We start from the raw sequence: 12,988 nt of genomic DNA, 5'->3' as shown, positions 1-12,988 counted from the left end.
CTTTTTGAGAATACTCCAGAACGAAACGGTTGTTCGACTATACACGTGATTGTACGCTGCCTTCTTGGGGTTCGTAACCCACCCCATCCCGCGCGGTGCATTGAGACCCAGTTTCGTTTTGATTATTTTCTTAGGTGAAGTCCTCGCTGCCAAGCTCTTTTTGATGCTCGGCTTTCGAATGCCAAATTTCATAAAGTTTCCAATAAATCATTTAAGTATTGGAATTTATTATGTGCGATTGATTTTTGCTTTGCAACTATGCGTTGAGATCAACACACCACCCGTGGAAACCACGGGTCGCGCCCGACCTCCCCCACGGGAGGGCGCTTTGCACCCACCCGAGGTCGGGCGCGTCTCTTTGCAATTGAAATAACAATTACGCCTTTGCGCAGTTAGTCATCCATCTTAAGCGCAGAAATAAACGCCTGCTGTGGGATTTCAACCTTACCGAACTGACGCATCTTTTTCTTACCTGCTTTTTGTTTATCAAGCAGTTTGCGTTTTCGTGACATGTCACCGCCGTAACATTTGGCTGTTACGTCTTTGCGCAGCGCGGACAATGTTTCACGCGCGATGATGCGGCCACCGATGGCGGCTTGGATTGGGATTTTGAATTGGTGTTGGGGGATCAATTCCTTGAGCTTTTCCACCATAGAGCGTCCGCGCATATCGGCGCGGTCTTGGTGCACCATGATTGATAGAGCATCAACGGGTTCGTCATTGACCAAGATTTGCATCTTGACCAATTTATCCTCGCGGTAGCCATCCATTTGATAATCAAATGATGCATAGCCTTTGGTCACAGATTTCAAACGGTCGTAGAAATCAAACACCACCTCGTTCAATGGCAGGTCATAAACCACCATCGCGCGTGTGCCCGCATATGTCAGATCAAGCTGAATACCACGGCGATCTTGGCAGAGTTTGAGCACATCACCCAGATATTCATCAGGCACCAAAATGGTCGCCTTGATGCGCGGTTCTTCGATATGATCAACATGGGTCAGATCCGGCATATCAGCGGGGTTGTGCAAATCCACAACCGTGCCATCGCGCATGTGGATGTGATAAATCACGGATGGGGCTGTTGTGATCAGCTCGATATCATATTCACGTTCCAGACGGTCGCGAATAACCTCTAGATGCAACAGGCCAAGGAAACCGCAGCGAAAGCCAAAGCCAAGTGCAGCGGATGTTTCCATTTCGGTGCTAAATGATGCGTCATTCAAGGACAGTTTGGAAATTGCTTCGCGCAGGTCTTCGAATTCGGCGTTATCAACAGGGAACAACCCACAGAATACAACCGGTTGTGACGGTGCAAAACCCGGAAGCGGTTTTTCACAGCCCTTTTTTACATGGGTGATGGTGTCACCCACACGGGTATCGGCCACCTGTTTGATTGATGCGGTCAAGAAACCCAATTCGCCTGGGCCAAGCACATCAATATTTTCCATCTTGGGGCGGAACACGCCGACACGATCCACGGGATATGCAGCGTTGGTGTTCATCATGCGGATTTTATCACCCTTGCGCAGATGCCCGTCAATCACGCGCACCAAAACCACCACGCCCAGATAGGCGTCATACCAGCTATCGACCAGCATCGCCTTGAGCGGAGCATCTGGATCGCCCTTGGGTGCAGGAAGGCGTGTGACGATCGCCTCAAGCACATCGGCGATACCGATGCCCGTTTTTGCGCTGATGTGCACCGCGTCGGTGGCATCAATGCCAATCACGTCTTCGATTTGTTCGGCAACCCGATCAGGATCGGCGGCGGGTAGATCGATTTTATTGAGGACAGGCACGATTTCATGATCGGCCTCGATTGCGTGGTAAACGTTGGCCAATGTCTGTGCCTCGACCCCTTGGGAGGCATCAACAACCAGCAACGAACCCTCTACTGCGCGCATAGAGCGGGACACTTCATAGGCGAAATCAACGTGGCCGGGAGTGTCAATCAGGTTGAGAACGTAATTTTCGCCATCATTCGCCTTGTATTCAATGCGAACGGAGTTTGCCTTGATCGTAATCCCGCGTTCTTTTTCAATATCCATCGTGTCCAGCATTTGTGCGGACATATCGCGTTCAGCCACGGTTCCCGTGAGCTGAATCAAGCGATCAGCAAGCGTGGATTTGCCGTGGTCAATATGCGCCACGATGGAAAAATTGCGGATTTTTGATAGGTCTGTCATGGACAGGGATATGATACGGATTTGGGGTTTGGTCAATGGGTATCATGCGCAAAAACCACGCATAAAACAAAGGGGTTTCGTGGTGGTTTTCATCGTGGAGTGGGTTGATTTGCGCTAAATCTAGCGGGGCGTTGGTGGTTGGCCTACGAAATATCGTGACATGAGTCCGAAACACATCAGAAAAATGATTTAATTATAAGGGCTTGCGCGAAGAATCCGAGATATGCCATAATCATCGGATAAACGCGCCGACAAAGAGCGCATGGCAGGCAAGGGGATATTCCCAATGAAAACACCAATGAAACCCGTCGCGGCAATCATTGCATTGATGGTATGCACCAATCCAATCAATGCGGGCGTGATTGAACGCGCATGTAACAAAATGGATCGCAAAGCGGCAACGCGCAGCACTTGTAGCTGTGTGCAACAAGTGGCGAACCAAAAGTTATCTTATTCAGATCAACGCAAAGCAGCGAAATTTTTCAAAGATCCGCATCTGGCACAGGTAACGCGCCAGTCGGACAATTCAGCGACTGAAAAATTCTGGCTACGTTACAAGGCGTTTGGCACAACGGCTGGGCAGGTTTGCTCTTAACTCGTTGAATTTGATGATTTAATTTCGATGATCAGGCCAGCACTGGCCTGTTCAATCATGTCCAACACCACATCAAAACCATCGTTATAATACGGATCGGGTACCTCGCGGTGCGGGTTGTTTGGCGCGTAATCCATGAAAAGTTTCAGTTTTGCGCCGGCACCGGTTGGTGCCATTTGGCGCAGGTCTTGTAGATTGTTGTTATCCATCGCCAAGATCAGATCAAAATCTGTGAAATCACGCGCCGACACTTGGCGTGCGCGCAGATCAGACAAATCGTATCCACGCGTTGCCGCCATCAAAGTTGCACGCCGATCAGGTGGGTTGCCGATATGCCATGCCCCCGTCCCAGCGCCATCAACCACAACATCCAATCCCGCATCCGCCGCCATTTGGCGAAAAACACCATGGGCCGTGGGGGATCGGCAGATATTGCCAAGACAGACGAACAGAATACGCATGGCGCGATGGTTGCGCGATTAACGATTTAAATCAACAGGTACGGTCAATTTCACATCGCCTGCGTGTTCAAAAGTCAGGGTAAAATCAACCATGTCGCCCTGAACCAACCCGCGTTGCAGCCCCATCAACATCAGATGATCCCCACCGCGTTTCAGCTCAATTGTTTCACCTGCGGCAATGGCGATGCCCTCTTCCAATTTGACCATACGCATCACACCATCCGCTTCGTGGATATGGGTGTGAATTTCAGCCATGGCAATGGGAGATTTCACCGCGATCAAACGGTCATCCTGGCCGGTGTTATTGCGGATTTGCATGAATGCGCCGCCTGCCTTGGCGCTGGCACCATTGGCGCGGGCGTAGGCATCATTGATTAACATTTCTTTGGGGGCGTTGCCTGTAAAAACAAAAACGATCGCGGCGCATAAAATTGCGGATGCGATGACGACGCCAAATGTATTTTTAAAACTGCTCATCTAAAATTCTCCTTTTGCGCCATTGCTAATTGGGCTGCGCGAAAAGCAAAACAAGACAAAATGAAGCGGCCCCACAGTTTCCTGTGAGGCCGCCCAAATTCATCATTGAAAAGCGTGCTTATGCAGTAGCCGCTTTTGCGATGTCTTTTTTCACTTTCAACGCTTTTGCTGACAATTCAGCATCCTTGGCTTTGGCCAAGTAAGCGTCCAAACCACCACGGTGATCAACAGAACGCAAAGCAGATGCAGATACGCGGAATTTGAATGAACGACCCAGCGTATCGCTGATCAGTGTCACATCATTCAGGTTCGGCAAAAAGCGACGCTTTGTTTTATTGTTCGCATGGCTGACGTTATTGCCAGTTTGCGGTGATTTTCCAGACAGTTCACATACGCGAGACATTGGACATTCCTTTGCTTTAACCTTGCGGTGCGCGCTACCAGACCCCTGCCCGACTGCGCCTAAAATTCGAAGCCTTCCTTTAGGCCGCTTCGCAACACCCGTCAAGGGCTGTGCGATAACAACCTGCGGGTTTTGTGAAAAACCTAGCAGATTCTAAGAGAATCCGCCCACAGGTTGCGATGAAATTCAGAGAAATCATGAATTTGGCAGAGAATCAATCGCATTGGGCTTTCGTCGTGAATGTGTTTCGCATATCTGTTGGGAACGATGAATTTACCAATTGAAACTGTTCTACCCGCATTGATTGACGCGGTGAAATCGCACAATCGCGCGGTGCTGCAAGCCCCGCCCGGGGCAGGTAAAACCACGCGGGTTCCGTTGGCTTTGCTGGATGCCAAATTGTTTGACGGCAAGATCATCATGTTGGAACCACGCCGATTGGCAGCACGTGCCGCCGCCGAACGATTGGCAGAACAATTGGGTGAAACCGCGGGGCAAACCGTGGGTTATGCCATGCGGGGTGAGCGCAAAATTGGCAAACAAACCCGTATCGAGGTGGTGACAGAGGGTGTGTTAACCCGCATGATCCAGAACGATCCTGAATTGGCGGGCATTTCATGTATCATCTTTGATGAATTTCACGAGCGCAGCTTGCAGGCCGATCTTGGCTTGGCACTTTGTTTGGAAATTCGCGCAGCATTGCGCGATGATTTATGCATCATCGCCATGTCCGCCACATTGGATGCAGGCCCCGTTGCGACATTGATGGACAATGCCCCGATGATCACATCAGAGGGGCGCGCATACCCCGTAGAACAGCGTTTTTTGGATAAACCATGGTCACGCCCCAATCAGCGCGGGCCGCGATTTGAACAGGCGATGGCGGATTTAATTATCAAGGCTGCGAATGATACCGATGGTTCGATCCTTGCGTTTTTACCCGGTGAAGGTGAAATCAGACGGGTGCAGGCCTTGGTTGAACCCGCATTGAAATCCATGCTTGATACCCGCCCATTGTTTGGTGCTATGCCATTTGCCGAACAACGCCGCGCCATTGCACCCAGCAAACGGCGTAAATTGGTGCTTGCCACCAGCATCGCGGAAACATCGCTGACGATTGAAGATATCCGCGTGGTGGTGGATGGTGGGCGTGCACGCCGCGCCGCATTTGATGCTGGATCTGGCATGTCGCGTCTGATCACCGAACGCGTGACCAAGGCCGAGGCCACCCAGCGCCAAGGCCGCGCAGGGCGCGTAAGTGAAGGTGTTTGTTACAAGCTTTGGACCCGTGGCGAAGATGGCGGGTTACAGCCATTTCCCTTGCCTGAAATTTTATCCTCCGATCTGTCGGCACTGGTGTTGGAATTGGCGGCGTGGGGCACGGTTGATCCAACAGATTTACCGTTTTTAACCCAACCGCGTGATACCGATTTTGCCAATGCCCAAGCGTTGTTGCGCCAAATCGGAGCACTTGATGCGCAAAATCGCATCACGGAACAGGGGCGCGAAATTGCCGCCATGCCAACGCACCCGCGCCTTGCACGGATGTTATTAAACGCTGGCAAAGGGGCGGAAATGATCGCAGCATTGTTGGAATCGCGCGATGTATTAATGACAGGCGCACCCAGCGATTTTGCACTGCGGGTTGAGGCATTTCAAAACCCACGCGCATTTGAACAAAACCGCCCCTATCGGATCAATCGCGGTGCATTGGAACGTGCGCGGATCGATGCCAAGCGATTGCGTGCAAAGGGTTCACGAGATTTAAGCACCCCACAAATGGCGGCACTGGCATATCCTGATCGCATTGGATTGCACCGTGCTGGCGATGCGCCACGGTTTTTGTTATCAGGTGGCAGTGGCGCATTTGTGAATGACGACGACCCGATGGGTGCCGAGCGTTTAATCGTCGCCAGTGATCTGGACGGCAAACAAAAAGAAGCCCGCCTGCGCATGGGCATCGCGATAAGTGAGAGCGAATTGCGCGATATCTTTGGCGATGATTTTGAAACGCGTAATATTTGCGAATGGTCAAAGCGGGATCGACGTGTTTTGGCGAAAACCCAAACCTGTTTTGGTGCCTTGGTTTTGAATGAGCAAAACTGGCGCGATTGTCCCGATGATGCGATTGCATCCGCGCTGTTGGATGGTATCCGCGATTTGGGGTTACAGGTGTTGCCATGGGATCAATCTGCGCGGTTCATACAGGCGCGCGTTGAATGGTTGCGTGCACGTGGCAGCGATTTGCCAGATTGTTCGGATGATGCATTACTTGGCGATATGGAAAACTGGTTGCTGCCCCATATGTATGGGGTGAAATCCATTGATGGGTTAAAATCGCTGGTGATGACAACGATCATCAAGGCGCGCTTGGATTATAACCAACAACAATTGCTCGAAACGCTCGCGCCCGCCGCAATCAAGGCGCCAACAGGCACGCGCTTGCCTGTGGATTACAGCGCGGATCAGCCCCGCATCGCTGTGCGATTACAGGAATTATTTGGCATGACGGTGCATCCCACAGTGGGGCCAGATCGTTTGCCATTGATTATTGATTTATTATCCCCTGCGCGGCGCGTGGTGCAAACCACGGCTGATTTGCCCAATTTTTGGGGCACGTCATATGTGGATGTGCGCAAAGACATGCGCGGGCGTTACCCTCGCCATCCATGGCCCGAAGACCCCACCGTGGCAGAGGCGACAAAACGGGTGAAGCCGCGCGGAACCTAGGGAGCGTTTTTTTCTTCGGTCGCTTTGTTTTTATCGCGGCGCAAAATCTGGCTGACGCGCAGATTGGCACCCATTTCAAAGCGTGAACGTGTGCGCAATACAGGTGTGTTTTTGGAACCCGATCTGGATTCCCGCAACACAATATACAAACCACTGGCAATAATCACCGCCGCACCAATAATGGTGGGCATATCCAGCACCTCGTTAAACAGGACATAACCAAAAATCGTCGCCCAGATGATTTGCGAATATTGCATAGGTGCGACGATCACGGCTTCGCCTGTGCGATAGGCGGCGATCATAAACATCGTGGCAATCGTACCCAGCAAAGCCACCAAAAATTGCAGCCCCAGATGTTCAATCGGCATGGGTTTGTAATAAAATGGCATCAATATCGCCATCAAAACAAAGGTGGCAATCATGGGATAAAGTAACAGGACAACAACACGTTCCTCTTGTCCAATTTTGCGCACGATAATGGATGCGGTTGCACCACCCACGGCCGCAACCAATGCCGCCAAATGCCCAAGTTCAAGCGAAACATCACCAGGGCGCAGGACGATCAAAACACCGCAAAGCCCGACCAACACCGCCATCCAACGACGAATGCCCACAGCCTCGCCCAAGACAGGGATCGACAGCACCGTAATTATCAACGGCATGGAAAACAAAATCGCATAGGCCTGTGCCAACGGCAGCAGCGCAAAGGCGAAAAACGCCCCCACCCCGCCCATCACCGCGGCAATCGTGCGCAGCGCTGTCCACCACGGATGCACGGGCAGCAATGTGCCCGGATTGGCATCGCGCATGAGCATCAAAGTGACCAGCGGAAAGCCAAACAGAACGTTGAAAAACGAAACTTGAAATGGGGCGTAATGGGCGCCAAGCACCTTTACCACCACGTCATGGGTTGCAAAAATTGCAAATGCACAGAGCGCAAGCATCGCCGCTTTGCCGTTGGATTTTTGTTTTGTCATCGGGCAAGGCACCGCTGGAGGAATATTCAAATGCGAACTTGCGCAAAAACATGTTTTTAATCAAGGGCGCAAGCAAACAATTTTTGCGCAAACTCTGTGCAAAAAATACAAAACGCCGCACAATGGCGGCGTTTGTTCAATCCAAAATTTTTGGAGTTGGATTAAGCGGCCTCTTTCGCGGCTGCTTGGCGGTCACTTTCTTCGCGTGACAAGGCAACAGATGTACGAACACCTTTTTCAACAAACTGCATCATACCGTTTACACAGCGTTCAGTTGGTTCAATGCCCGCACACATCAATACTTCGCGTCCGTCACGTGAACGTGCCCAGCGCGCGATTGATTCAACGCCATTTCCATATTTTTTATCATCAGCGATCGCATCATCCAATGCGGCCAAAACAACAGCGGCAAACAGTTTCTGAGAACGTTTACCTTGGTCGTTTGTGTATGCTGTATCATCAACGTAGTCGAACAACTCGAAGTCCTCTTTACATTTATAATTTCGTTAGGTCTGGGCAATATGACGATTTTGTAACGATTCGGTAGCCCAGTTTGATCATGGAAGCTATGTTTATAACGCATAGCTCTTAAAAAGTAACCCTCTTTCGCTGGTGACTTGTCACGACCAAGTCCAAAAGATATAGGAATGCAAAATCATTCTTCAACCCAACAAAGGGCATTATTCGCATGGCAAAGATCAACGGCAATGAAATTCGACCGGGCAATGTTTTGGAACATAACAACGGCCTGTGGGTCGCGGTAAAAGTTGACCATGTGAAACCCGGTAAAGGGGGCGCATTTGCACAAGTTGAAATGAAAAACCTGCGTAATGGTTCAAAATTGAACGAACGTTTCCGTTCCGCAGACAAAGTTGAAAAAGTACGTCTTGATCAAAAAGATCAGCAATTTTTGTACGAAAACGACGGTATGTTGGTATTTATGGACACTGAAACATACGAACAAATTGAGTTGCCCGCTGATATTTTGGGTGAACGTCGTCCGTTTTTACAAGATGGCATGACCATTCAAATCGAATATCATGAAAGCGAAGCATTGAACGCAAGCTTGCCAGCCAAGGTGACATGTGTGGTCGAAGAAACCGAACCCGCAGTCAAAGGGCAAACCGCCGCCAATAGCTTTAAACCTGCGATTTTGGACAATGGTATGCGTATCATGATCCCACCGTTTATTGACGTAGGCCAAGCGGTGGTCGTGCACACCGAAACAATGGAATATTCCGAACGCGCGTAACGCAAAATTAACTTTGATATGCAAAGTTACGTTACGACCCTAGGAAAAATTCCCTCGTAAAAGTGACGAATGATGTTTTAAGGCCCCGCAAATTTTGCGGGGTCTTTTAATTTTGGCAAGTTGATTCTGTTATTTGGGGCGCATGATCACACAGGTGGTGGAACCTGTGGCATACAGCTTGCCATCATCGCGCCCGAAGATTTGTGCCGTGGCAACACCGGTTGTGCGGCCACAATGATCGACGACACCTTTGATCAAGACCTCTTGATCGAGCGTAATACCGCGAATGATATTCACCTTGAATTCGGCGGTTGTGTAAATTGACCCTTGGGGCAGCATGGTCATCACAGAACAGGCCATCGCACTATCAAGCACAGTGCCATACCAACCACCATGAACAGTGCCCATTGGATTGCTGGCGTTAAATTTGGGTGCACCTGCAAATGTCACGCTTCCCTTTTCCACAGCATGAAGGCGAAAATTTAACAGATCCGCAATGGGTGGCCCCGATATTACCCCATTCAACATATCGGTCATAAATTCCAGACCAGAACGTGCAAGCATTTCATCAAAGCTTGGCAATTCATCGGGGGAAGTCGCAAAAAACATTAACGTGGCTCCTTTTAATGGAACCACGTTAAGCGGGGGAGTTTTATTTGACCAGTGGTTTAGGCAACTTTTGCAGCGACTGGCGGTGTGACGCTGCGCCCAAGTGCGCGGCACACATCGCTGGTTAAACGCGCATCGTTCAATGTGTAAAAATGCAAATCTTCAACACCTTCGTTGATCAGATCATCGCATAATTCGGTACACACCGCGGTTGATAACAGATCATGTTCGGCCTTTGATTTGGTATTGGAGAATGCTTTGTCCAACCAATCAGGCGTTTGCGCACCGCAACGTTGTGAAAACACTTTGGTCTTGGCCCAGTTTTCCACGGGCAAAATACCAGGCACGATTTTGTTTTTGATCCCTGCTTTTTCTGCACGATCACGAAAGCGTAGGAAATCTTCGGCCTCAAAGAAAAACTGTGTGATGGCGCTGTCGGCCCCCGCTTTGAACTTGGAATGCAGCATCACGATGTCATGATCGGCATTCGCGCTATCGGGATGCACATGCGGGTATGCCGCCACGCGAATGTTGAATTGGTTTTGCGCGGCCAAGGCTTCGATCAATTCGATGCTGCCGCTAAACCCATCTGGATGCGCTTCGAAATTGGTCGCACCATTTGGTGCATCCCCGCGAAGAGCAACAATTTGTTTGGCCCCTGCGGCAGCGTAATCTTGTGCCACTTGCAGTGTTTCGGTGCGTGTTGCCCCAACACACGTTAAATGCCCAGCGACATTCAAACCATAATGATCGGCAATCACACCCACAGCGGATTTTGACAAATCACGCGTTGTGCCACCCGCACCATAAGTAACGGAAACGAAACTTGGGTCCAAGCCGACCAAACCTTCGAGCGTTGACCACATTTTGAAACTTGCTTCCAGCGAACGCGGTGGGAACAGCTCAAATGAAAGGCCAAATTTTGGGTCAGAGATATGCATTGGATTCGTCCAGTTTTGTTTCGTTGCCCTGTTGTCGTCAAAAAACGATATTGAATCAAATTCATATTTCTAATATTTAATATGAAAAAATTGGGAATTAATAAATGTATATCGAATTTCGCCACTTACGCACGATCAAGGCCATTCACGAACAAGGCGGGTTGGCACGCGCCGCTGATGTTTTAAACATCACCCAATCCGCATTGTCCCACCAAGTGAAAGGATTGGAAGAACAAGTTGGCATGGAATTATTTTTACGCCGATCCAAGCCATTAAAGCTTTCAAAGGCGGGACATAAATTATTGGTTCTAGCCGATCAAATATTGCCAAAAATCACAGAACTGGAAAAGGATTTTGCTGGGCTTCATGATGGGACCAATGGGCGGATGCATATCGCCATTGAATGCCATGCCTGTTTTGAATGGCTGTTTCCCGTGCTGGAAGATTTTCGCAAAAATTGGGGGCAGATCGATGTCGATATTCGCCCGGGGCTCAGTTTCGATGCCCTACCCGCATTACAACGCGAAGAGGTGGATGTGGTGATTTCATCCGATCCCGAAAATCTGGATGGTGTGGAATTTATCCATCTGTTTGATTACGAACCAACGTTTGTCTGTGCATCCAACCATCCATTGGCTGACAAAGAATTCATCACAGCAGAGGATTTTCGCGATCAAACCTTGATTACCTATCCCGTTGATAAAACCCGACTGGACGTGTTTTCGCAATTGTTGATGCCCGCACGTATCGAACCCGCCGCCGTGCGACAAGCGGAATTAACCGCCGTGATTGTGTTGCTAGTGGCATCGGGGCGCGGTGTTTCTGTTTTACCCGACTGGGTGGTGGCCGATCAAAAATACGGCCATGATTTTGTGACCAAACCAATAACTGAAACGGGTCTGACACGTGGCCTATATGCCGCGGTGCGCACATCCGAGGTTGACGCGGCCTTTATGAAAGATTTTGTTGGCTTTACAAAGGCGCGAACAACCTAATCGCATTTGAGTGAATTTCAATATGATTAAATCTTTCTTTGGTACCATTTTTCGCTGGTTAGGATTTGCGTTTTGCGCAGGCGTTTCATTCGGTGCACTCGTTTTTGCGATCAACAAGCTTTATTCCGCGATACAAGCCGACATCGATGTTTCACTGATGATCGAGGCTGGTCTTGGACTTGGCATTGCTGGGTTTATGGGGTGGAATGCAATGCAGCTTTTCACCAGTCGCTTTTTTCATAAAACGGTTGAAAAGGTATCAAAACCATCAACGAACACATCCCGTCCAAAACCAGATCGTCACAAATCCACGCCAAAAACCACCACTAATTCTAAGTTCAAATCCATCGCAATTGACGGCAGCAACGTATTCTTGCGCCGCGATCCCAATTTGCTGGTGTTACATATGATGGTCGTGTCCCTGCTGGAAATGGGGCACGAAGTACACGTCTTTTTTGACGCCAATATTTATTATGTGATGCAAGACTCTGGTATCGTGTTTTCTGGCAACGGGAACCATCACAACCAAATCGCAGAAGCATTTGGTATTCCCGCGACCGACATCACCATCGTGCCGGGTGGAAGTCAGGCCGATCACTTTATCCTGCCATTTGCGGATAAACCCAATGGTGTAGTGGTCACGAATGATCGTTTTTCAGAATTTAGCGATGAATTTCCGTGGGTTACACATAAGAAACGCTTGGCAAAATTTGATGTGGTGCAAAATCATTTGCTGATCCCGCGTTTCAACATGAAGGTGGAATTGGTTTAACCAAACCGCGGGCGCGACAGGATCACCGTTTCTTGGCCATCGTAATCTCCGATGCAATCTTGGACATAGCCAAGCTTTTGCGCCAATCGGAGTGAACCTGTGTTGTCGGGATCAATGATACAGACCGTACTTGGGTCTGTTTTCATTTGATCAAGCCAACCCAGCGCAGCAACCATTGCTTCGCTGGCGTAACCTTGGCCATGTGCGGATGGTGATAGAACCCAGCCTGCCTCTGGTCGGTTGCCAAGTGGTGGGGTGATATCGCGTTTATAATCCGCAAACCCCACCTCGCCGATGAATTCGCCCCCATGGGTTTCAACCAACCAATAGCCATAGCCCATCAATGCCCAATGCCCTGTAAAGCGTAACAATCGTTGCCATGCCGTACCTGGTGTTGCGGGTTGTCCTGAAATATGGCGATAAACCCGTTCATCACGCCACATCGCAAAACTATTTTCAAAATCATTTGCCCGATGTGCACGCATGACCAACCGTTCGGTCAAAAGACGTGGTGCGGATTGATAAACGGGCATTTATATCCTTTCGATTGGGGACAAGTTGACAAATGGATGTAAAAACCTGCC

14 protein-coding genes are annotated in these 12,988 nt (G+C 49.7%); 5 read left to right on the top strand and 9 right to left on the bottom strand.

Annotation, left to right across the window (positions count from 1 at the left end; all coding sequences use genetic code 11):
• Positions 1 to 392 precede the first annotated feature (392 nt).
• Positions 393 to 2,192, bottom strand: a complete 1,800-nt coding sequence (lepA, locus tag BFP76_RS12525) for a translation elongation factor 4 (protein WP_099594285.1) — start codon at positions 2,190 to 2,192, stop codon at positions 393 to 395.
• Positions 2,193 to 2,478: 286 nt separating this feature from the next.
• Between lepA and BFP76_RS12520 the strand changes: the two genes are divergently transcribed.
• Positions 2,479 to 2,787: a hypothetical protein gene (locus tag BFP76_RS12520; RefSeq protein WP_099594284.1), complete on the top strand. Its 309-nt coding sequence runs from the start codon at positions 2,479 to 2,481 to the stop codon at positions 2,785 to 2,787.
• Here the strand turns inward: BFP76_RS12520 and BFP76_RS12515 are convergent.
• The 3 genes from BFP76_RS12515 to rpmB form a co-directional block, all read right to left on the bottom strand.
• A complete protein-coding gene (locus BFP76_RS12515) occupies positions 2,784 to 3,248 on the bottom strand; it encodes a low molecular weight protein-tyrosine-phosphatase (RefSeq protein WP_099594283.1) in 465 nt (154 codons plus the stop codon). The genes BFP76_RS12520 and BFP76_RS12515 overlap by 4 nt on opposite strands.
• Before the next feature lie 18 nt (positions 3,249 to 3,266).
• Positions 3,267 to 3,725 carry a copper chaperone PCu(A)C gene (locus BFP76_RS12510; RefSeq protein ID WP_099594282.1) on the bottom strand — a complete coding sequence of 153 codons (459 nt, stop codon included), beginning with the start codon at positions 3,723 to 3,725 and terminating at the stop codon, positions 3,267 to 3,269.
• 118 nt (positions 3,726 to 3,843) lie between these two features.
• Positions 3,844 to 4,128 carry a 50S ribosomal protein L28 gene (gene rpmB, locus BFP76_RS12505; protein ID WP_099594281.1) on the bottom strand — a complete coding sequence of 95 codons (285 nt, stop codon included), beginning with the start codon at positions 4,126 to 4,128 and terminating at the stop codon, positions 3,844 to 3,846.
• A 267-nt stretch (positions 4,129 to 4,395) separates the two neighbouring features.
• Between rpmB and hrpB the strand changes: the two genes are divergently transcribed.
• Complete coding sequence (gene hrpB / locus BFP76_RS12500) at positions 4,396 to 6,858, top strand: ATP-dependent helicase HrpB (protein ID WP_099594320.1); 2,463 nt, start codon at positions 4,396 to 4,398, stop codon at positions 6,856 to 6,858.
• Here the strand turns inward: hrpB and BFP76_RS12495 are convergent.
• On the bottom strand, positions 6,855 to 7,835 hold the full coding sequence (locus BFP76_RS12495) for a DMT family transporter (RefSeq protein WP_099594280.1): 981 nt from the start codon (positions 7,833 to 7,835) through the stop codon (positions 6,855 to 6,857). The genes hrpB and BFP76_RS12495 overlap by 4 nt on opposite strands.
• Before the next feature lie 161 nt (positions 7,836 to 7,996).
• Positions 7,997 to 8,311, bottom strand: coding sequence for a DUF6280 family protein (locus BFP76_RS12490; protein ID WP_099594279.1), 315 nt, complete (start codon positions 8,309 to 8,311; stop codon positions 7,997 to 7,999).
• A 212-nt stretch (positions 8,312 to 8,523) separates the two neighbouring features.
• Here BFP76_RS12490 and efp point away from each other — a divergent pair, with 212 nt between their 5' ends.
• Positions 8,524 to 9,087, top strand: coding sequence for an elongation factor P (gene efp, locus BFP76_RS12485; protein ID WP_099594278.1), 564 nt, complete (start codon positions 8,524 to 8,526; stop codon positions 9,085 to 9,087).
• Positions 9,088 to 9,216: 129 nt separating this feature from the next.
• Here the strand turns inward: efp and BFP76_RS12480 are convergent, their stop codons facing one another.
• Both BFP76_RS12480 and metF read right to left on the bottom strand, forming a co-directional pair.
• Positions 9,217 to 9,696 carry a PaaI family thioesterase gene (locus BFP76_RS12480; protein WP_099594277.1) on the bottom strand — a complete coding sequence of 160 codons (480 nt, stop codon included), beginning with the start codon at positions 9,694 to 9,696 and terminating at the stop codon, positions 9,217 to 9,219.
• Between the two features lie 59 nt (positions 9,697 to 9,755).
• Positions 9,756 to 10,637, bottom strand: a complete 882-nt coding sequence (gene metF, locus BFP76_RS12475) for a methylenetetrahydrofolate reductase [NAD(P)H] (RefSeq protein WP_420818671.1) — start codon at positions 10,635 to 10,637, stop codon at positions 9,756 to 9,758.
• 104 nt (positions 10,638 to 10,741) lie between these two features.
• Between metF and BFP76_RS12470 the strand changes: the two genes are divergently transcribed.
• Both BFP76_RS12470 and BFP76_RS12465 read left to right on the top strand, forming a co-directional pair.
• On the top strand, positions 10,742 to 11,632 hold the full coding sequence (locus tag BFP76_RS12470) for a LysR family transcriptional regulator (protein ID WP_099594276.1): 891 nt from the start codon (positions 10,742 to 10,744) through the stop codon (positions 11,630 to 11,632).
• A 22-nt stretch (positions 11,633 to 11,654) separates the two neighbouring features.
• Positions 11,655 to 12,404 carry an NYN domain-containing protein gene (locus tag BFP76_RS12465; RefSeq protein WP_099594275.1) on the top strand — a complete coding sequence of 250 codons (750 nt, stop codon included), beginning with the start codon at positions 11,655 to 11,657 and terminating at the stop codon, positions 12,402 to 12,404.
• Here the strand turns inward: BFP76_RS12465 and BFP76_RS12460 are convergent.
• Positions 12,401 to 12,937, bottom strand: coding sequence for a GNAT family N-acetyltransferase (locus BFP76_RS12460; protein ID WP_099594274.1), 537 nt, complete (start codon positions 12,935 to 12,937; stop codon positions 12,401 to 12,403). The genes BFP76_RS12465 and BFP76_RS12460 overlap by 4 nt on opposite strands.
• Between the last annotated feature and the right edge of the window lie 51 nt (positions 12,938 to 12,988).

Origin of the sequence: Paramylibacter kogurei (assembly GCF_002742285.1) — a bacterium.
Classification (GTDB): Bacteria; Pseudomonadota; Alphaproteobacteria; order Rhodobacterales; family Rhodobacteraceae; genus Amylibacter; species Amylibacter kogurei.
Note: the sequence above shows the minus strand (reverse complement) of the source record. Positions and strands in the feature narration are given on the sequence as shown.

Bases quoted from the DNA above. Each gene is read 5' to 3' on its own strand.
- lepA (WP_099594285.1), bottom strand. From the start codon at position 2,192: ATGACAGACCTATCAAAAATCCGCAATTTTTCCATCGTGGCGCATATT.
- BFP76_RS12520 (WP_099594284.1), top strand. From the start codon at position 2,479: ATGAAAACACCAATGAAACCCGTCGCGGCAATCATTGCATTGATGGTA.
- BFP76_RS12515 (WP_099594283.1), bottom strand. From the start codon at position 3,248: ATGCGTATTCTGTTCGTCTGTCTTGGCAATATCTGCCGATCCCCCACG.
- BFP76_RS12510 (WP_099594282.1), bottom strand. From the start codon at position 3,725: ATGAGCAGTTTTAAAAATACATTTGGCGTCGTCATCGCATCCGCAATT.
- rpmB (WP_099594281.1), bottom strand. From the start codon at position 4,128: ATGTCTCGCGTATGTGAACTGTCTGGAAAATCACCGCAAACTGGCAAT.
- hrpB (WP_099594320.1), top strand. From the start codon at position 4,396: ATGAATTTACCAATTGAAACTGTTCTACCCGCATTGATTGACGCGGTG.
- BFP76_RS12495 (WP_099594280.1), bottom strand. From the start codon at position 7,835: ATGACAAAACAAAAATCCAACGGCAAAGCGGCGATGCTTGCGCTCTGT.
- efp (WP_099594278.1), top strand. From the start codon at position 8,524: ATGGCAAAGATCAACGGCAATGAAATTCGACCGGGCAATGTTTTGGAA.
- BFP76_RS12480 (WP_099594277.1), bottom strand. From the start codon at position 9,696: ATGTTTTTTGCGACTTCCCCCGATGAATTGCCAAGCTTTGATGAAATG.
- metF (WP_420818671.1), bottom strand. From the start codon at position 10,637: ATGCATATCTCTGACCCAAAATTTGGCCTTTCATTTGAGCTGTTCCCA.
- BFP76_RS12470 (WP_099594276.1), top strand. From the start codon at position 10,742: ATGTATATCGAATTTCGCCACTTACGCACGATCAAGGCCATTCACGAA.
- BFP76_RS12465 (WP_099594275.1), top strand. From the start codon at position 11,655: ATGATTAAATCTTTCTTTGGTACCATTTTTCGCTGGTTAGGATTTGCG.
- BFP76_RS12460 (WP_099594274.1), bottom strand. From the start codon at position 12,937: ATGCCCGTTTATCAATCCGCACCACGTCTTTTGACCGAACGGTTGGTC.